Below are 19,302 nucleotides of genomic sequence, written 5' to 3'. Positions count from 1 at the left end.
AGAAAACGCTTACTATGATATGAGGAGTGATTTTCTTATGGCGATGAACATCAGGCAGAACCAAGCGCCCCTTTACATCAAAGTGAATGAAACAGATAACACGGCGATTATTGTCAATGATGGAGGGCTGCCAAAAGGCACTGTGTTTTCATGCGGGCTCGTACTTGAAGAGGATGTCCCTCAAGGCCATAAGGTCGCCTTAACCGATCTCAATCAAGGGGATGAGATTGTGCGTTACGGAGAGGTGATCGGATTTGCTGATGAGACGATCAAACGCGGGAGCTGGATTCGGGAAGCCCTGGTAAGAATGCCAGCTCCTCCGGCTTTAGACGATCTTCCTCTCGCAAACAGAGTGCCCAAACCGCTGCCGCCTCTTGAAGGATACACGTTTGAAGGGTATCGGAATGCGGACGGCAGTGCCGGGACGAAAAATATACTCGGTATCACCACAAGTGTTCAATGTGTCGTTGGCGTTTTGGATTATGCGGTCAAACGGATAAAAGAAGAGCTGCTGCCGAAATATCCAAATGTCGATGATGTCGTGCCGCTGCATCATCAATACGGATGCGGTGTGGCCATCAGTGCGCCGGACGCTGTCATTCCGATTCGCACGATTCAAAATCTGGCGAAGCATCCGAATTTCGGCGGGGAAGTAATGGTGATCGGATTGGGATGTGAAAAGCTCCTCCCGGCAAGAATTGCGCCTCAGAATCACGATGATATCCTATCACTCCAAGATTACAAAGGTTTTGCAGCGATGATTCAATCCATTTTGGAAATGGCGGAGGAACGGCTAATCAGGCTAAACAGCAGAACCCGTGTGACCTGCCCTGCTTCTGATCTGGTCATCGGCCTGCAATGCGGCGGCAGTGATGCGTTTTCCGGCGTGACGGCGAATCCTGCGGTGGGGTATGCGGCTGATTTATTGGTTCGCGCAGGGGCAACGGTTTTGTTTTCTGAAGTGACAGAGGTGCGGGATGCGATTCATTTATTAACGCCGCGGGCTGTCAGTGAAGAGGTCGGACTTTCGCTGATCGAAGAGATGAAGTGGTATGACAGCTATCTCCGGCGGGGGGAAGCAGACCGAAGCGCGAACCCGTCACCAGGCAATAAAAAAGGCGGATTATCCAATGTGGTGGAAAAAGCGTTAGGCTCGGTAGCGAAATCAGGCACAAGCCCCATCTCCGGCGTGCTCGGCCCAGGTGAAAAGGCAGAGCAAAAAGGCCTGCTGTTCGCGGCGACACCGGCAAGCGATTTTGTGTGCGGTACCCTGCAGCTGGCGGCGGGCATGAATCTCCAAGTCTTTACAACAGGAAGAGGAACACCGTACGGCTTGTCCGCTGCACCGGTGCTGAAAGTATCGACACGGCATTCATTATCAGAGCATTGGGCGGATTTAATCGATATCAATGCCGGGCGAATCGCAACAGGGGAGGCCAGTATTGAAGACGTAGGCTGGGAGATCTTCAGGACGATTCTGGATGTGGCAAGCGGCCGCAAACAAACGTGGGCGGACCGTTGGGGCCTTCATAATGATTTGTGCTTGTTTAATCCTGCTCCAGTGACTTGATTCATTGTTCTAGTAGATCAAATTTGGAATATGATGTAAAATGGAAATCGACGTACAAAGAACGGAGGGGTTACAGCATGGCATTCATTAGATTCCGATTGACACGAATTCAATAGTGAACGACTCTCGCCTGAATGCGGAGAATCGGGATGGATCTGCCTATGTATAAGCCCTTATATCGTAATAAAAAGAGGGTGGCAATGCTGCCCTCTTTTTTGTGCCTTCAAAACATCCCTTCTCTCTAACGACAGGCGGAGCATGAGAAAGGGGAAAAGAGATGACAAACCAGAACGACATGCAGCTGATCACAGAGACTGTCGCGCTTGCACGCAATCAAGGTTTGGCGGTTCACTCTGAAAACGCGAAATTAAATGAAACTGGAATGGATTTTCAAGTTGTATTCGTCGAGGACGATACAGGTATGCCATGGGTGCTGCGAAAACCGCGGCGAAGTGATGTTGTTGAAAGAGCAGCTTCAGAAGGCAGAACGCTTGCCTTTCTCCGCACGGTTCTTACAGCTGATGTGCCAGATTGGAAAATTCATACACCGGAATTGATTGCTTACCCAATGTTAAAAGGAACGCCAGCTGCTGGGATTGATTTGGAACAGAAACAGTATGTATGGAATATGAATCATCAGCCGCCGTCAGACCATTTTATACGGACACTTGCCGAGATACTGGCTGAATTACATGGAGTGAACCCAGCAGACGCTTGCCAATCCGGTATAAAAGTGATGAGTCCGGAAGAAGTCAGGCGAAACACAGTTGATTCTATGGATGACGTAAAGAACAAGCTTGGAGTGTCTGAACAGCTTTGGCAAAGATGGCAAACATGGATAAATGATGATGCATATTGGCCGGGATTTTCCGCACTGATACACGGCGATCTCCACCCGGCGCATATTTTGATTGGCCAAAACGAACATGTCACAGGCCTTCTGGATTGGACAGAAGCCAAAGTCGCTGATCCGGCAAAAGATTTTATCTTTTATCAAATGCTATTTGGGGAAGAGGAAACCGCCCGTTTGCTTGAATACTATCATCAAGCAGGCGGCCGCATATGGGCAAAAATGCAGGAACACATCGCAGAGATGCAGGCGGCATATCCGCTGGAAGTTGCCAAGTTTGCTCTGCAGACACAGCAGGAGGAACACATCAATATGGCGCTGGAAGCACTCGGCGTAAAATCGGATTAAAAATTGACTTCTTTACATTAACCGAGTATTATAAATTTTACTAACAAAAGAACGGATCAACAATCGTGAGGAAGAGTAAGTACGTATCAGTGTGGAGGTTCAGAGAGTCGGTGGCAGGTGTGAACCGACCCTCCCCTGATGCCGAATGGGCTTCTGAATTGCTTTGCTGAACGGATAGTAGGCGTTGCCGGGATTCTCTCCCCGTTATCAAGAGAGGAGTATCGAAACGGATGTTTTCTGTACTGAGAGTGAACGGCTGTTTAGCTGTTAATAAAGGTGGTACCGCGAGACCCTCGTCCTTTGCATAGGACGGGGGTTTTTTGTGTCTTAAAGGAGGTGACGGCCAATGGATGATGGCTGGTGGTGCATAACAGAAAATAGGAAAGGAGGATGTCAAATGGTCATTGCAACTGATGATCTTGAGGTCGCATGCCCTGAGTGTGAAAGAGCAGGAGAAATCGAAGGCAGCCCATGTCCAGCTTGCGGCGGGAAGGGTGTCATTCTGACGGCTCAAGGAAATACGCTTCTGGATTTTATACAAAAGCATTTGAACAAGTAAAGGAGAAAAGCTGAGATGAGATGAGATTAGAAGAGCAGAGTGAGATTCCCAAGGCATCGGCAGGGACGGTTTTTTTGCTGATCGGAACGGTTTGTTTTGCATCTAAGTCGATTTGGATTAAATGCGCATATGAAATGGGTGCTGAGCCAGACGCGGTATTGTTATACAGGCAGCTGTTTGCTGTTCCGCTGTTTTGGCTGATTTTTTTGTTATACCGTCCGCCAATCCCAGACGGTATGAAAAAAGGGGATCTATGGAGGGCGTGTGTCGCGGGAGTGTTTTGTTTTTTTCTGTCTCCCTTGTTTGATTTTATCGGGCTGAACCATGTATCCGCAATGGTTGAGCGTATTTTGCTGATGAGCTATCCGGTGTTTATGATCGGATTCAACGCGTGTCGTGACCGGAAAATGGTTTCCATCCAAGACCTTTTCGCAGCGCTGATGGTCATGATCGGTTTTTTCTTTGCGCTCGGCGGCTGGAATGCTGAGCTTTTTCAGGCGAATATGATTGGATCTGTATTCATTTTGTTATCCTCGGCCGTTTATGCAGGTTATCTTGTCCTTTCCGGGCGTCTCGTCCATCAAATCGGCGGCATCCGACTCAATGCTTACGGGATGACAGCAGCCGGAGCGGTCATGATGCTTTACACAGGCATAAAGGCGGCGATCGGCATGAATACGCCAATGACAGCATATCCGGTTGCTGTGTACGGTTTGTTTGTGTTCATCGCAGTCGTCTCCACTGTGATTCCATTTGTGCTGATGCTTGAGGGCATAAAACGAATCGGGGCAATGCGAGCTGCCACTATTTCAATGGCAGGGCCTGTCCTGACGATTTTCTTTGGAGCCTTATTTCTCGGTGAGCGGCTCCAGCTTACTCAAACGATTGGATGCGCAGCCGTATTTATTATCATAACGGGCATGGAATATAGAAAACTGAAAACAGGTAAAAATGAATAATTTTTGTAAAACACACACGTTTTTCAATTACAATAAGTGTAATCACGTGTGTGTTTTTTGATTTTGCAAAGGTTAGGTGAGAGAATGCAAAGCATATTGCTAGTAGAAGACGACCATTCAATTAGTGAAATGGTGGATCATTATTTAACAAAAGAAGGCTTTGAGATGGTACATGCCTTCGACGGTGAAGAAGGCATCCGGCTGTTTCAGCAGGATTCATACGATTTGATTTTGCTTGATATCATGCTCCCGAAGCTGAACGGCATGGATTTTCTGAAAATCATCCGTGAAAAAAGCAACGTTCCGGTTTTAATGATTTCGGCAAAAGACGGAGATGTGGACAAGGCATTGGGACTGGGATTTGGGGCGGATGATTATATCGCCAAACCGTTTTCGATGATTGAGCTGACAGCCAGAGTAAAAGCCGCGATAAGGCGGGCGACGCAATATTCGGCGGAGGAACCGGCTGAGAAGAAGGTGATCCGGATTCACCAGCTTACGATAGATATAGACAATGTCTCAGTTATGAAAAATGGGAAGCCGCTTCAGCTGACGTCAACAGAATGGCAGCTGTTGTGCCTATTTGCGGCAAATCCTAAAAAAGTGTTTACGAAAGAACAGATCTACCGTTCCGTCTGGAATAACGAGTACTTTGACGATCAAAATATCATTAACGTACATATGCGGCGGCTCAGAGAAAAGATTGAAGATGACCCCTCTTCTCCACAATACATTAAAACGTTATGGGGCATCGGTTATAAATTAGGAGAGTTTTAGAATGACAGTGTTATGGATGGCCGCTGTCATCGTTCTGGCGTGTCTGAATGTGATTCAATTCATGATGAAAAAGAAGCGGGACGGAAATCTGGCGTACATGGCAGAACAGCTTGGCGCCATGCTCAACCGGGATTCGGCAGGGCAAATTTTGCTTCATACAGACGATCAGGTACTCAAAGACCTGCTTGTTAACATCAACCTTTTCGTTGAGAATCGTCAGCAGATCAGCGCCCGGTTTGCCAAAACAGAGCACTCCATGAAGCGGATGCTGACCAACATGTCGCACGATCTTAAAACGCCGTTAACGGTCATTCTTGGCTATATCGAAACGATTCAAAGTGACCCGGACATGCCGGACGAAGAGCGGGAAAGATTGCTGGGGAAGCTCCGCCAGAAAACAAATGAACTCATTCAAATGATCAACTCCTTTTTTGATTTAGCCAAATTAGAATCTGAAGATAAAGACATCCCGATCACCAAAATACATATGAACGACATATGCAAACGAAATATCCTGCACTATTATGACGCTGTTCAGTCAAAAGGCTTTCAAGCTGCCATCGAAATCCCGGATACGCCGGTGTATGCGCAGGCGAATGAAGAGGCATTGGACAGAATCTTGCAAAACCTATTATCCAATGCGATTCAATATGGCGCGGCCGGTAAGTTTATCGGCATGACGCTGTCGTATGATGAAACGAACATCGCCGTCACCGTATGGGATCGGGGAAAAGGGATCAGTGAAACCGATCAGCACCGTGTGTTTGAGAGGCTGTACACACTTGAAGAATCAAGAAATAAAGCATTTCAAGGAAGCGGTCTCGGTTTAACCATCACGAAACGGCTTATAGAAAAAATGGGAGGCGCCATATCCGTTCAAAGCAAGCCGTACGAACGGACTGCATTTACGATCACATTGAAACGCATGACATATTAACAAACGTAAGAATTTCTTAAGATTTGAGAAATAAAAATGACAGGGCCCGCCTCTACAATAGAAAACAGGAAAAGAGAGGGAAGGAGAAACAAAGTTGACTTATATCGTACAAACAAACGGACTGACCAAAACGTATGAGGGCAAAGAAGTCGTCTCCAATGTCAGCATGCATATTAAAAAAGGCGAAATCTATGGCTTTCTCGGCCCAAACGGAGCAGGGAAAACAACCATTATGAAAATGCTGACGAGTCTTGTCAAACCGACAAGCGGTGAAATCAGCATCCTAGGAAATAAGCTCACCCACACGTCATACGAGGTGCTGGGGAACATCGGCAGCATGATTGAATATCCGATTTTTTATGAAAACCTGTCAGCTGCAGAAAATTTAGATCTGCATTGTGAATACATGGGGTACCACAATAAAAAAGCCATTCAAGAAGTGCTGGATATGGTGAATTTAAAACAAATCGACAAGAAGCCCGTCAAAACATTTTCGCTCGGTATGAAGCAGCGCCTTGGGATTGCGCGTGCCATCCTCACGAAGCCGGACCTGCTCATTTTGGATGAGCCGGTGAATGGTCTTGACCCTATCGGCATTAAAAAGATCAGGCAACTGTTTCAAGTGCTGAGCAAAGAGTACGGTATGACGCTGCTGATTTCAAGCCACTTGCTGAGTGAAATCGAACAAATTGCGGACACGATCGGTGTCATTCGGGACGGCAGGCTGCTTGAAGAGGTGTCAATGGAAGATATCAGAGGCCAGAACACTGAATATATCGAGCTTGTCACGCCGAATCAGACAAAGGCCTGCTTTGTGCTGGAGAAAGAGCTGCATTTAACTAACTTTAAAATGTTAAATGAGAAAACGATTCGAATTTACGAGACTGAAGCCTCTCAGGCTGCCATATCCAAAGCGTTGATTTTAAATGATGTAGACATTGAATCAATGAACAAAAAGTATACGTCGCTGGAGGATTATTTTATCAACTTGATCAACGGCAATAGCATCAGTGCGTAAAGGAGGAGAGACACGTTGATGAATTTGATCAAAATTGAATTAAGAAAAATGAAGGTGGGCTGGTATGTCAGAGGTGTTCTCATTGCCAACCTGATCATCATGGGCTTTTTGTGGCTGATCAGTTATTCAGAAAAAGCCGAGGGCGGGGTTTCGTTCCAAAGCATGGAGGAAGCGTTTCTCATCATCGGCACTTTTGTCAGAGCGGTATTTATCGTTTTTGGCGCAGTGCTGATCGCAAAATTGGTGATTTCGGAATATAAAAACAAAACCATTCTTGTGATGTTTACGTACCCGATCAGCCGTAAGAAACTGCTCACTGCTAAGCTCATGATTGCGGGCGGACTGACGTTTATCACGATTTTACTTTCGAACATACTCATTGCCACCGGCTTCTTTTGGCTGAACTCGATCTACCATTTCATACCGGGAGAGCTTACTTCCGAGATCATTTCTCAGCAGGCCATAAAAATGGCGGTTTTCGCTTTTGGCGCCGCTGGAACCAGTTTAGTTCCCATCTTTTTTGGGATGCGTAAACACTCGGTTCCGGCAACCATCATTTCGTCTGTAGTGATTGTTATGCTCATCAGTTCAACAAGCCCGGGTTTCTCCATTTCGTCTGTTGTTTATATCCCATTATCTTTAGCGGCTTTTGGTTTGGTTTTTTCCTACATGGCGATCAGGAACGCAGACAAGCAGGATGCGTAAACAAAGGCGCCCAATATCATAATAGGCCGATGCTGCCAGCACCGGCCTTTCTACTATGAATCTGTTCTTGTTTCAAGATAATGCTTCTTGCCAATCTCTTTGCTCATCATATAGAAGTGGAAGCAATATTCACCGATTGCCATGGCGATCGCGCCGAATAAAGCCGCCAATGCAACTTCACCGCCAGTCATCCCCATAGAAAGCGGCATGCCCATCAGCCAAATGACGAGAAAGGCCAGACCGAAATCAGCTAACGTCGCAATCATATTATTCCATCTCGGCAATACATAAAGATCGCCCAGCAAATAAGAAACAACCCCTAACACAATCGTCATTAAGAGCGTATCACCAAATGTGAAACCAAAGCCCAAACCAAGCACTAGATACAACACAATAATCGTCATAATACCTTTAATCGCGAGCGCTTTCACATGTGTCATTCCAAAGTACCTCCTTCTGTGATTCGATTTGTTATGTATGATTCCTCAAATGCAGAAAGTTAAACCTTAGATTGTGTTTTTACAGTCCATGTAAAGGAAGTGAATCGCTTGTATGAAAGGAAAGATGTTCACAGTGCTGCTGATGTTTATGCTTTTCGGGGGCGGATGCAAACCACCTGCTGAAGAACCGGCATCATCTGCTCAATCACCTGCTTCATCTGATGCTGCAAAAAACAAAGCTTACGACATTCATGAGGGTTTTATTGAAGCGGAGCGTATATTCGGAACCGTGTTGTTTCAAAACATGTCAGATAAAGACGGATTCACGGACAATCTGCTGATCTCCCCATACAGCTTGCAGCAAGTGCTGCTGATGGCTGCAAATGGAGCGGAGGGAGATACATTAAAAGAAATGAAAGCTGCTCTATATTTGTCGGACATTCATGATCGCGCCATAAATGAGTCATCGTTGGCGCTCATGAAAAGGTTTGAGTCTTTGCCTGAAGGTGATCTGCTGACGGCCAATGCTGTATGGACAAGGCTTGAAGCCAAGCCAGACTTTAAACAAACGATTAATCAATTCTTCTCCGGCAGTATCTTTAAAATGGATGACAATATTCAGACCGCGGAGGACTCGATCAATCAGTGGACGGCCCACCAAACAAAAGGGCATATTGACGACATAGCGGATCATCTTTCGCCGGAAGCTGTTTCTCTTTTGGTAAACGCCGTTTACTTTCAAGAAAAGTGGGCGCTGCCGTTTGACCAGCATGTGACCGCTGAGGAGCATTTTTTTCTGCCTGACGGATCGGCCAAAAAACTGCTGCTGATGAAGCAGACTGCACGCCTCGAATACCTAGAAAGTGAACTGTTCCAAGCAGTCAAGCTTCCATATGAAGATCAACATCTTTCTTTCACTTTATTTCTGCCGAAGAAAAAGCCGGCTTCTTTCTTGTCTCTCTTCACGTATCAAAACATAAAAGCATGGGACAGCGCATTTCAGCCAAAAACAGTAGAGCTGAGCCTGCCCCGTTTTACGCTGAAAGGAAAGTATAACGTAAAACATGCTCTTCGCGATATGGGGATGAAATCCGTCTTTTCTGATGCTGACTTTTCCAGCATGTTTACTGATGGCCGCGGTGTTTCGATCGATGATGTGAATCACCATACATTTATCAAGGTGGATGAAGCAGGAACCGAGGCTGCGGCTGCCTCGTCAGCTGAAATTGTTGAGTCCGCACTCACGCCAGATGTTACCTTGACGGCGGATAGCCCATTTTTCTTTATCATCACAGATGAACAAACAAAATGCCTGTTGTTTTTAGGCTTTGTCGCAAATCCGAATGAATAAATTTAAAAACTTCTCTTGTCCCTCCGTCATCACTTTTGAAGTAATGAAATATGATGAAGGGAGATCAAGGGGAGGTGACGTGATGGCGGTCGTGAAAGCAACGAGTGCGGATGTCGATTTGCTGGCAAGGCTGCTCAGAGCAGAAGCGGAAGGCGAAGGCAAGCAGGGGATGTTGCTTGTAGGCAACGTGGGAATCAATCGGCTGCGGGCAAATTGCTCAGATTTTAAAGGCCTCCGGACCATCAGGCAGATGATTTTTCAGCCGCACGCGTTTGAGGCTGTAACTCATGGATATTTTTATCAAAGAGCACGGGAAAGCGAGCGGAGCCTGGCACGCCGGTCAATAAACGGTGAAAGGCGCTGGCCTGCAAAATTTAGTTTGTGGTACTTCAGGCCGGAGGGAAACTGTCCATCCCAGTGGTATAACCAGCCGTTTGTGGCCAGATTTAAGTCACACTGCTTTTATCAGCCGACAGCGGAAACGTGTGAAAATGTATATAACACATTTTAGAGACAGGACACCGTTCAAATTGAACGGTGTTTTTCTTTGAAAAGATATACAATGGAGAAAAAAGAGCTGACGGAGATGACAGAATGGCAACAATCGACCTGCAAAAGAAAAGCGTAAAGATCGTACTGGAGAAAAAGCAATTAACGAAGGTGACGGCTCGTGTCGGACTGGTGCTTGATATTACGGGTTCAATGAGAACACTCTACAAAAACGGAACGGTTCAAAACGTGGTGGAACGGATTTTGGCAGTGGCTGATCAGTTTGATGATAACGGCTTGCTGGATGTATGGGTGTATGATAATGAATTCTCCCGATTAAAGCCAGTCTCTGAAAAAGATTTTTCGGGCTATGTTGATCGTGAAATTTTGAATAATGACCGTCTGCATAAATTCGGCAGAAATGATGAGCCGCCGGTCATGAAAGACGTGCTGCGCAAATATGTTGCGGAGGAACCGAGTTCATATCCCGCTTTCATCGTTTTTATCAATGACGGAGGCTGTAAAAAGTCGATCAAACCGATCATTGAAGCTTCCTCTGATAAACCGGTGTTTTGGCAGTTTGTCGGCATCGAAAACGGAAACTTCGATTTTCTCAATACATTGGATACGTTAGAAGGACGTGCAGTTGATAACACAAACTTCCTGCATATCGAAGAGATTGATCGCATTTCTGATGATGAGCTTTACGACGCTCTGCTTGCTGAATTTCCATTTTGGCTGAAAGAAGCGAAGGAAAAAGGAATTGTAAGAGATCAAGAGCCTCCTGCTGAAAAGCCGAAAAAGAAGGGCTTTTTCAGCCGATTGTTTTTGAAATAACTGATACGGCACTGAGTCATTTTGCGAAATGGCTCGGTGTTTTTGTTTTTTTAAGATCATGTGAAGAAAAATAGTCCAAATGGGCGGCTTGCAAACGACAGAATATGCAGAAAACGCGCCGTTTAGCCAGCTTTCGGCATGTTTCAGCGGCAGGCTTGTGAGTGAAGACCTGTTTCTGTAGTTCAGCGCTTACAATCGGTTCACACTTCTTCACAGCCATTTAACAATGATTCCCTATAATGGAGGCGATCAATGAGAAGAGAGGGGATCTTGAATGGCATACGACAGTCGTTTTGATGAATGGGTACAGAAACTAAAAGAGGAAAGCTTTCAAAACAGTACGTTTGACCGCCGCAAATTTATTCAAGGAGCGGGGAAGATTGCAGGACTTTCTCTTGGATTAACCATTGCTCAGTCAGTTGGTGCATTTGAAGTAAATGCTGCGCCTAAGTTCTCGAGCTATCCGTTTACATTAGGGGTCGCGTCTGGAGATCCGCTTTCTGACAGTGTCGTGCTTTGGACGCGCCTGGCGCCAGATCCGCTGAACGGAGGGGGAATGCCGAATCAGGCGGTCCCAGTCAAATGGGAGGTCGCAAAGGATGAGCATTTCCGCAAGATCGTGAGAAAGGGCACTGAAATGGCCAAACCAAGTCTCGCCCACTCCATTCACGTGGAAGCGGACGGGCTTGAACCAAACAAAGTGTACTATTACCGTTTCAAAACCGGTCATGAACTAAGCCCTGTCGGAAAAACAAAAACGCTTCCTGCCCCTGGCGCCAATGTGGAGAAAATGACCTTTGCGTTTGCTTCCTGCCAGCAATATGAGCATGGATATTATACAGCCTACAAGCATATGGCGAAGGAAAAACTTGATCTTGTCTTCCATCTCGGTGATTACATATATGAATACGGCCCAAATGAATATGTATCAAAAACAGGCAATGTCCGCACGCACAGCAGCGCGGAAATCATTACGCTGCAAGACTATCGGAACCGCCATGCCCAATATCGTTCTGACGCCAATTTAAAAGCTGCTCATGCAGCGTTCCCTTGGGTTGTGACGTGGGATGACCATGAAGTGGAAAACAACTACGCCAATAAAATACCGGAAAAAGGACAGTCGGTTGAAGCATTCGTGCTCCGCCGTGCGGCTGCGTATCAGGCGTACTATGAACATATGCCGCTCCGCATCTCCTCTCTGCCGAATGGCCCGGATATGCAGCTGTACCGGCACTTTAACTACGGAAACCTGGCGTCCTTCAATGTCCTTGATACCCGCCAGTACAGGGATGACCAAGCCAATAACGACGGCAATAAGCCGCCTTCTGATGAATCGCTCAATCCGAATCGGACTCTGTTAGGAAAAGAACAGGAGCAGTGGCTCTTCAACAATTTGAGCAGCTCGACTGCCTACTGGAATGTGCTGGCGCAGCAGATTTTCTTTGCGAAGTGGAATTTCGGGACAAGTGCAAGCCCGATCTACAGCATGGATTCGTGGGACGGCTACCCGGCTCAGCGCGAACGGGTCGTCAATTTCATTAATAGCAAAAATCTAAATAACGTTGTCGTGCTGACAGGAGATGTACACGCAAGCTGGGCATCGAATCTGCATGTCGATTTTAATAAAACAAGCTCAAAAATTTTCGGAGCTGAATTTGTCGGCACCTCAATCACATCCGGAGGAAACGGAGCGGATAAGCGGGCGGATACTGATCAAATTTTAAAGGAAAATCCGCATATCAAGTTCTTTAACGATTATCGCGGCTATGTCCGCTGTACAGTGACGCCTCACCAATGGAAAGCTGATTACCGGGTGATACCGTTTGTGACAGAGCCGGGCGCAGCCATTTCAACACGTGCTTCATTCGTTTACCAGAAAGATCAAACCGGGTTGAGAAAGGTATCATCGACAACGATCCAAGGCGGTGTGAAGCAATCCGATGAGGTCGAGGAGGATCGTTTCTTTGCTCACAACAAAGCCCACGAAAAACAAATGATTAAGAAACGGGCAAAAATCACGAAATAAGGAGTGAAAAAACATGTTTTCAAACATTGGTATACCGGGCTTGATTCTGATCTTTGTCATCGCCCTCATTATTTTTGGCCCTTCCAAGCTGCCGGAAATCGGGCGTGCAGCCGGACGGACACTGCTGGAATTTAAAAGCGCCACAAAATCACTTGTGTCTGGTGATGAAAAAGAAGAAAAATCAGCTGAGCTGACAGCGGTAAAGCAGGACAAAAACGCGGGCTGAGTGCTGATGAGGCAGACACCGGGTCTGCCTCTTTTTTTATGAAAGGGAGGGCTTTTTTGAATGGATAAAAAAGAAACCCATTTGATCGGGCATTTAGAAGAGCTTCGCCGCCGGATTATTGTGACCCTCGCGGCATTTCTTCTATTTCTCATCACGGCTTTTTTGTTTGTGCAGGACATTTATGACTGGCTGATCAGAGATTTGGACGGAAAGCTGGCTGTACTTGGCCCGAGTGAAATCCTCTGGGTGTATATGATGCTTGCCGGCATTTGTGCCATTGCGGCTTCCATCCCTGTTGCCGCGTACCAGCTGTGGCGTTTCGTTGCGCCGGCGCTCACGAAAACAGAGCGCAGGGTGACGCTCATGTACATACCCGGGTTGTTTGCATTGTTTTTGGCGGGCATCTCCTTTGGATACTTCGTCTTGTTTCCGATCGTGCTAAGCTTTTTGACTCATTTGTCTTCCGGCCATTTTGAAACGATGTTTACGGCTGACCGCTATTTCAGGTTTATGGTGAATTTGAGCCTGCCGTTCGGCTTTCTGTTTGAAATGCCTTTGGTGGTGATGTTCTTAACAAGATTGGGCATCTTAAATCCCTACAGGCTGGCCAAAGCGAGAAAGCTGTCCTATTTTCTGCTGATCGTCGTGTCCATATTGATTACACCGCCTGATTTTATTTCTGATTTTCTCGTGATGATCCCGCTGCTTGTCCTGTTTGAAGTAAGTGTCACCCTATCGGCGTTTGTCTACAAAAAAAGGCTGACGAGCGAAACGGCGGCCGCTTAATGCAGCGTACCGCCTGGTGATTTCAAATCCTGATCATACTGTGCGGCCGTAACAGCGGCGATCCTTAACGCTCGGACAATCATGTCCAGACTGAGGCTCGGCGCTGTTTTGTCGATGGTTTGCTCAGGAATGTAAGGGATATGAATAAACCCGCCGCGAATGTGCGGGGATGTACGGCTAATGTGATCAATTAACCCGTAGAACAAATAGTTGCATACAAATGTGCCCGCTGTATAGGAAACCGCGGCAGGAATGCCGTTTTCCTTCATCTTTGCAGCTATTCGTTTAACGGGAAGTCCTGTCCAGTAAGCGGTGGGGCCTTCAGGAGAAATCTCTTCATCAATCGGCTGCTGTCCTTCATTATCAGGGATGCGCGCGTCTGCAAGGTTGACCGCCACCCGTTCCGGCGTGACCTGCATTCGCCCTCCGGCTTGGCCGACACAAATCACGATATCCGGCTGATGCTTCTGAATGGCTTGCCGCAGAGTGTCCAAAGCGGTTCTAAAAACAGTCGGAATTTGTTCTGCTGTGATGATTGCTTCATCCGTCTCGAAGCCATTCAGCCGTTTCGCCGCTTCCCATGATGGATTGACGGTTTCTTTGTCAAAAGGGTCGAAGCCTGTGATCAGCACTTTTTTTCTCATCTTCCCATCTCCTTTTTTCCTTTTATTCTATTGTTTATTTATGGGTTTTTCATCAAAATAATGAAAAGGAGTGAATCACAATGGAGCATTTGCCGCAGGAGTATCGCCAGCTGTTCCCAATCGTGCAGACACATACCATGCTTGCCAGCTGCTCACAGAGCGCGTTGGCAGAGCCTGTATCAAGGGCGATCAAAGACTATCATGACAGCCTGCTGCACATGGGGACGAACTGGAATGAAGCGATCGAAAAAACAGAGAGTGCCAGAATCGAGTTTGCAAAGCTGATAGGGGCTGAACCGGATGAAATTGCGATTGTGCCGTCAGTTTCTGATGCGCTGGTTTCTGCAGCATCATCCTTGTCTGTTTTCAGAAAGAAGCATGTTGTGTATACAGAGATGGATTTTCCGGCTGTGTCTCATATTTTGCAGGCACAATCCGATTATAACGTATCTGTGATCCCTTCAATAGACGGTGAGCTGCCGCTCGAACAATATGAAACGCATATTACGGATGAGACAGTGCTGACATGTGTTCCGCACGTTCATTACCGTGACGGCAGCATTCAGGATGTAAAGGCCATCGCAGCCCTCGCTAAGAGAAAAGGTTCTTTGTTATTTGTGGATGCTTATCAATCAGCGGGGCACATTCCCATTGACGTGAAGGCGTGGGGCGTAGATATGCTGGCGGCAGGCACCCGAAAGTATTTGCTCGGCATACCGGGCATGGCATTTCTTTATGTGAGAAAGGAGCTGGCGGATGCACTGAAGCCAAAATCATCTGCTTGGTTCGGGCGGGAAAACGGGGATGGCGCCTCTTATGCGAAAGGCGCGCGGCGTTTTCAGACAGGCACCCCTGCTTTTATCAGCGTATACGCAGCGGCAGCGGCTTTATCACTGCTGAATCATATCGGGGTTTCTCATATCCGGGAACATGTAAAAATGATCTGTGCCGATGCAGTTCAATATGCTGCTGAAAAAGGCCTGGAGCTAGCGATAGCATCAGCGGGAGAGCAGCCGGGCATGGTTGCGATTCGGGATGAGCAGGCATCAGAAACGGCGGCGCTGCTGAGGAAGAAAAAAGTGATTTGCGCGCCGCGGGACACTGTCATCCGTCTCGCTCCTCACTTTTATAACACGAAGGATGAATTGCGTCATGCGATTGATGAAATCGCAGCGGTTTTAGCCGCGCGCTGATTGCGGATCACATGTAAACATACAAAAGCCCCTGACCTTGTGATCAGGGGCTTTTCATATTAATGGTCGACTTTAACCCGCTTCAAGAAGAAAGCGCCAATTAAACCGATAATCGCAACAATCATCGCAAACACAAACGCGTGCTGCACGCCCGCTGTCAAAGCCTGCGGGATGACTGACGGATCGGCAGGGTTTTTGACTGTGCTCATATAATCATGCTGGCCTGCAGCCATAATGCTGACCGCAACCGCTGTTCCGATAGCGCCCGCCATTTGCTGCAGCGTGTTCATGATGGCGGTGCCGTCTGGATAAAACTCGCGCGGAAGCTGGTTTAAACCGTTTGTCTGCGCAGGCATCATGATCATAGAGATCCCGATCATCAAGCAAGTGTGCAGGATGATAATCAACGCAGCCGTTGAAGTGGTCGTGATGTTTGAGAAGAACCAAAGGACAACAGTAACAATCACAAATCCGGGAATGACAAGCCATTTCGGTCCGTATTTGTCGAACAAACGGCCTGTAACGGGGGACATAAATCCGTTTAAAATGCCGCCCGGCAAGAGAATAAGACCAGAAGCAAATGCCGTCAGGACTAAGCCGCCTTGCAGATACATCGGCAGAAGCAGCATAGACGAAAGGATGACCATCATGCAAATGAACACCATAATAACACCCAAAATAAACATCGGGTATTTGAATGCACGGAGGTTCATCATCGGCTGCTTCATCGTCAGCTGGCGGATTGAAAATAGGATAAGACCGACAACGCCGACAATCAGTGAGACGATCACAGTCGGGCTGGACCATCCGCCGGAGCCTTCACCCGCGTTGCTGAATCCGAACACAATGCCGCCGAAACCAATCGTCGACAGAATGATAGACAAAACATCAATTTTCGGTTTTGTAATGTCAGATACATTTTGCATGTATGCAATACCGAAAACAAGCGCCAGCACTAGGAACGGAAGAGAGATCCAGAAAATCCAGTGCCAGTTGAGATGCTCCAGAACCAATCCGGAGAAAGTCGGGCCGATGGCGGGCGCGAACATAATGACAAGCCCGATCGTTCCCATCGCCGCGCCCCGTTTATGAGGCGGGAAAATCACCAAGATCGTGTTAAACATCAGCGGCAGTAAAAGCCCGGTTCCGAGTGCCTGAACGATCCTCGCCGCTAATAAAAACGAGAAGCTTGGCGCAAGCGCCGCGATCAACGTGCCTATGATAGAAAAGATAAGCGATACGATAAAAAGCTGTCTTGTTGTGAACCACTGCAATAGCAATCCTGATACAGGAACGAGGATACCGAGTACAAGCAGGTAGCCTGTGGTTAACCATTGAACGGTTGCCGCTGTAATGTTCAATTCCTTCATAAGATCGGTTAACGCAATGTTCAGGGCCGTTTCACTGAACATGCCGATAAAACCGGCCAACAGCAAGGAAATCATAATCGGCATCACTTTGTATTGCTGAGATGCTTTAGCTGCTGTTTCCAAAATTATTACCCCTCTCTGTCAGCTGAATGTATTCATTCAGCTTGTATAAGTATGTCATTTTTATCTCTTCAGCAGACCAGGAATGCGGTTGGAGATTTGAAGGAGCGGTGTGCTGTTTTTTGCCGTCAAAGATAAAAGAATACCGCCTTCAATCATCGCGTTAATTACGGTGCCGGCTTCCTTAGCATGGCTCTCGCTGTAGCCTGTCTTCCGCAGTTTTTCCTCATACACTAGGGCCCACTCTTTGTAGGCTTCATGGCAGGCTTCCCGCAACGGTTCGCTTTTTAATGACGTTTCAGCCGCAAGCAAGCCGACAGGCAAGCCCTCAATGTCTTCCGTGCATGAAAATTGGCAGGAGAGCTCCTTCAAAAAGGCTTGAATGCCTTCCGCTGGATCGTTGTAGGCTTCCAAGCAGTCCGCGATTTTCTGGCGGATATATTCCTTCATCTCATTCACTGCTTCGATCGCCAGCTGTTCTTTACCGCCCGGAAAATGGTAGTAAAGAGAACCTTTAGGCGCTCCGCTTTCCTTTATAATCTGGTTCAGCCCCGTGCCGTAATACCCCTGCAGCTGAAAAAGCCGGGTAGCTGCCGAAAGGATTTTTTCACGGGAATCTCCATAACCCATAACATTCCCACCTTACTGAATTGCAATCAAAAATATAGTGACTGGTCTATTATCTTGATTCAACCATCAGTTGTCAAGAAAAATTCTTTGTATGAAAAAACAAAAAAAGAAGTATATGACAACTTGAAAAAAGCAGAGAGAAAAGCTGACACGTTTTTTGACTGAATAAATAAAATATTCAATCATTAAACATCATAAGGACGTAAGGAGAGAAACAGATGAAAAAACAACGATTGCTCATACTCACTCTTTTTACCGCACTATTGCTGGCTTTTACCGGATGCTCACAATCTCCTGAAACAAAAGAATCCCCGAAAGAAAAACCGCAGACGCAAAAAGTCTCTTCGGCTTCCGCCTCTGGAAAAAAGGACCGGCCAAACATTAAAATTTTAGCGACAGGAGGCACGATTGCAGGGGCCGATAAATCGAAAACCTCGACCACTGAATATAAATCAGGTGTCGTCGGCGTTGAATCACTGATCGAGGCGGTTCCGGAAATGAAGGACATTGCGAACATCAGCGGCGAGCAGATTGTTAACGTCGGCAGCACAAACATTGATAATAAAATATTGCTGAAGCTGGCGAAACGCATTAACAAATTGCTCGCTTCAGATGATGTAGATGGAATCGTCGTGACCCATGGAACCGATACATTGGAAGAAACAGCTTATTTTTTGAACCTCACTGTGAAAAGCGATAAACCGGTTGTTGTTGTCGGTTCTATGAGACCGTCAACAGCCATCAGCGCCGACGGGCCGTCTAACCTGTACAATGCAGTTAAAGTGGCAGGCACACCTGAGGCAAAAGGAAAAGGGGCGCTCGTCGTTCTTAACGACCGCATTGCCTCAGCCCGCTATGTGACCAAAACAAACACAACCGCAACGGATACATTTAAATCAGAAGAAATGGGATACGTCGGAACGATAGCTGATGATATCTATTTTAATAATGAAATCACCCGCAGGCATACGAAGGATACCGATTTCTCAGTTTCTAATCTTGATCAGCTGCCGCAAGTAGATATTATGTACGGATACCAAAATGACGGAAGCTACCTGTTTGACGCGGCTGTGAAAGCCGGAGCAAAAGGGATTGTCTATGCTGGTTCTGGGAACGGGTCTTTATCTGACGCAGCCGAAAAAGGAGCGGTCAGCGCAGTCAAAAAAGGCGTCACTGTGGTGCGCTCAACCCGTACGGGAAATGGTGCCGTGACACCAAACCAAGACTATGCGGAAAAAGACCTGCTGGCATCGAACTCTTTAAACCCGCAAAAAGCACGGATATTGCTGATGCTGGCGCTCACCAAAACAGACGATCCACACAAGATCCAAGCTTATTTCAATGAGTATTAAAGAAAAGAAGGCGAATAGGCCTTCTTTTTTTGGGCATTTCAGGATCAAAAAACAGCAAAATTTCCTCTGAACCTTAAAATCTCATTAAAATTAAGTAAAAATTACCCTTTACTTA

Annotated in this window: 20 protein-coding genes, 2 pseudogenes and 1 other annotated feature; of the genes and pseudogenes, 17 read left to right on the top strand and 5 right to left on the bottom strand. The window is 46.8% G+C overall.

Going from position 1 to position 19,302, the window contains the following annotated elements:
• Positions 1-37 precede the first annotated feature (37 nt).
• The 8 genes from garD to LWH95_RS03450 all read left to right on the top strand — a co-directional run bounded on the left by garD (position 38) and on the right by LWH95_RS03450 (position 7,723).
• On the top strand, positions 38-1,570 hold the full coding sequence (garD, locus tag LWH95_RS03485; RefSeq protein WP_232918966.1) for a galactarate dehydratase: 1,533 nt from the start codon (positions 38-40) through the stop codon (positions 1,568-1,570).
• Positions 1,571-1,847: 277 nt separating this feature from the next.
• On the top strand, positions 1,848-2,768 hold the full coding sequence (gene mphK / locus LWH95_RS03480; protein WP_232918965.1) for a macrolide 2'-phosphotransferase MphK: 921 nt from the start codon (positions 1,848-1,850) through the stop codon (positions 2,766-2,768).
• Positions 2,769-2,824: 56 nt separating this feature from the next.
• Positions 2,825-3,072: a binding site (T-box leader), on the top strand.
• A gap of 93 nt (positions 3,073-3,165) precedes the next feature.
• Positions 3,166-3,327 (top strand): hypothetical protein, encoded by a 162-nt coding sequence (locus LWH95_RS03475; protein ID WP_003241325.1) that lies wholly within the window; start codon positions 3,166-3,168, stop codon positions 3,325-3,327.
• A gap of 20 nt (positions 3,328-3,347) precedes the next feature.
• Positions 3,348-4,286 (top strand): DMT family transporter, encoded by a 939-nt coding sequence (locus LWH95_RS03470; RefSeq protein WP_232918964.1) that lies wholly within the window; start codon positions 3,348-3,350, stop codon positions 4,284-4,286.
• 96 nt (positions 4,287-4,382) lie between these two features.
• A complete protein-coding gene (ycbL, locus tag LWH95_RS03465) occupies positions 4,383-5,063 on the top strand; it encodes a two-component system response regulator YcbL (RefSeq protein WP_232919013.1) in 681 nt (226 codons plus the stop codon).
• Between the two features lies 1 nt (position 5,064).
• The gene (locus LWH95_RS03460; RefSeq protein ID WP_232918963.1) at positions 5,065-6,000 is read left to right on the top strand and encodes a HAMP domain-containing histidine kinase; all 936 of its coding nucleotides are present in this window, start codon (positions 5,065-5,067) and stop codon (positions 5,998-6,000) included.
• A gap of 94 nt (positions 6,001-6,094) precedes the next feature.
• On the top strand, positions 6,095-7,018 hold the full coding sequence (locus tag LWH95_RS03455; protein ID WP_232918962.1) for an ABC transporter ATP-binding protein: 924 nt from the start codon (positions 6,095-6,097) through the stop codon (positions 7,016-7,018).
• Positions 7,019-7,036: 18 nt separating this feature from the next.
• The gene (locus LWH95_RS03450) at positions 7,037-7,723 is read left to right on the top strand and encodes an ABC transporter permease (protein WP_148982914.1); all 687 of its coding nucleotides are present in this window, start codon (positions 7,037-7,039) and stop codon (positions 7,721-7,723) included.
• Here LWH95_RS03450 and LWH95_RS03445 read toward each other — a convergent pair.
• Together LWH95_RS03445 and LWH95_RS03440 are read right to left on the bottom strand one after the other, a co-directional pair.
• Positions 7,684-7,817: pseudogene (locus LWH95_RS03445) on the bottom strand (hypothetical protein). The gene LWH95_RS03450 and the pseudogene LWH95_RS03445 overlap by 40 nt on opposite strands.
• On the bottom strand, positions 7,777-8,163 hold the full coding sequence (locus LWH95_RS03440; RefSeq protein WP_003241312.1) for a YndM family protein: 387 nt from the start codon (positions 8,161-8,163) through the stop codon (positions 7,777-7,779). The pseudogene LWH95_RS03445 and the gene LWH95_RS03440 overlap by 41 nt, the downstream one beginning before the upstream one ends.
• Positions 8,164-8,275: 112 nt before the next feature.
• On the opposite strand from LWH95_RS03440, the gene LWH95_RS03435 reads away from it, so the two are divergent.
• From LWH95_RS03435 to tatC, 7 genes and pseudogenes are all read left to right on the top strand, one after another.
• The gene (locus LWH95_RS03435) at positions 8,276-9,514 is read left to right on the top strand and encodes a serpin family protein (protein ID WP_232918961.1); all 1,239 of its coding nucleotides are present in this window, start codon (positions 8,276-8,278) and stop codon (positions 9,512-9,514) included.
• A gap of 82 nt (positions 9,515-9,596) precedes the next feature.
• Entirely contained in the window at positions 9,597-10,025 is a 429-nt protein-coding gene (gene cwlJ / locus LWH95_RS03430; protein ID WP_003241308.1) for a cell wall hydrolase CwlJ, read from the top strand.
• A gap of 83 nt (positions 10,026-10,108) precedes the next feature.
• Positions 10,109-10,840, top strand: coding sequence for a vWA domain-containing protein (locus LWH95_RS03425; RefSeq protein WP_232918960.1), 732 nt, complete (start codon positions 10,109-10,111; stop codon positions 10,838-10,840).
• A gap of 79 nt (positions 10,841-10,919) precedes the next feature.
• Positions 10,920-11,096: pseudogene (locus LWH95_RS03420) on the top strand (hypothetical protein).
• 18 nt (positions 11,097-11,114) lie between these two features.
• Positions 11,115-12,866 (top strand): alkaline phosphatase PhoD, encoded by a 1,752-nt coding sequence (phoD, locus tag LWH95_RS03415; RefSeq protein ID WP_133488614.1) that lies wholly within the window; start codon positions 11,115-11,117, stop codon positions 12,864-12,866.
• 13 nt (positions 12,867-12,879) lie between these two features.
• On the top strand, positions 12,880-13,092 hold the full coding sequence (tatAD, locus tag LWH95_RS03410; protein ID WP_003223835.1) for a sec-independent protein translocase protein TatAD: 213 nt from the start codon (positions 12,880-12,882) through the stop codon (positions 13,090-13,092).
• A gap of 60 nt (positions 13,093-13,152) precedes the next feature.
• Complete coding sequence (tatC, locus tag LWH95_RS03405; protein WP_019257374.1) at positions 13,153-13,878, top strand: twin-arginine translocase subunit TatC; 726 nt, start codon at positions 13,153-13,155, stop codon at positions 13,876-13,878.
• Here the strand turns inward: tatC and pcp are convergent.
• Positions 13,875-14,522 (bottom strand): pyroglutamyl-peptidase I, encoded by a 648-nt coding sequence (pcp, locus tag LWH95_RS03400; protein WP_232918959.1) that lies wholly within the window; start codon positions 14,520-14,522, stop codon positions 13,875-13,877. The two genes, tatC and pcp, sit on opposite strands and share 4 nt — an antisense overlap.
• Positions 14,523-14,602: 80 nt before the next feature.
• On the opposite strand from pcp, the gene LWH95_RS03395 reads away from it, so the two are divergent.
• Entirely contained in the window at positions 14,603-15,715 is a 1,113-nt protein-coding gene (locus LWH95_RS03395; RefSeq protein WP_232918958.1) for an aminotransferase class V-fold PLP-dependent enzyme, read from the top strand.
• A gap of 59 nt (positions 15,716-15,774) precedes the next feature.
• Here the strand turns inward: LWH95_RS03395 and lmr(B) are convergent, their stop codons facing one another.
• On the bottom strand, positions 15,775-17,214 hold the full coding sequence (gene lmr(B) / locus LWH95_RS03390; RefSeq protein WP_080010729.1) for a lincomycin efflux MFS transporter Lmr(B): 1,440 nt from the start codon (positions 17,212-17,214) through the stop codon (positions 15,775-15,777).
• Positions 17,215-17,268: 54 nt separating this feature from the next.
• Positions 17,269-17,835, bottom strand: a complete 567-nt coding sequence (locus LWH95_RS03385; protein ID WP_232918957.1) for a TetR/AcrR family transcriptional regulator — start codon at positions 17,833-17,835, stop codon at positions 17,269-17,271.
• Between the two features lie 218 nt (positions 17,836-18,053).
• Here LWH95_RS03385 and LWH95_RS03380 point away from each other — a divergent pair, with 218 nt between their 5' ends.
• Positions 18,054-19,187 carry a type II asparaginase gene (locus tag LWH95_RS03380; RefSeq protein WP_232918956.1) on the top strand — a complete coding sequence of 378 codons (1,134 nt, stop codon included), beginning with the start codon at positions 18,054-18,056 and terminating at the stop codon, positions 19,185-19,187.
• Positions 19,188-19,302: the final 115 nt, after the last annotated feature.

Origin of the sequence: Bacillus sp. G16, assembly GCF_021282335.1 — a bacterium.
GTDB classification, from domain to species: Bacteria; Bacillota; Bacilli; order Bacillales; family Bacillaceae; genus Bacillus; species Bacillus inaquosorum.
Note: the sequence above shows the minus strand (reverse complement) of the source record. Positions and strands in the feature narration are given on the sequence as shown.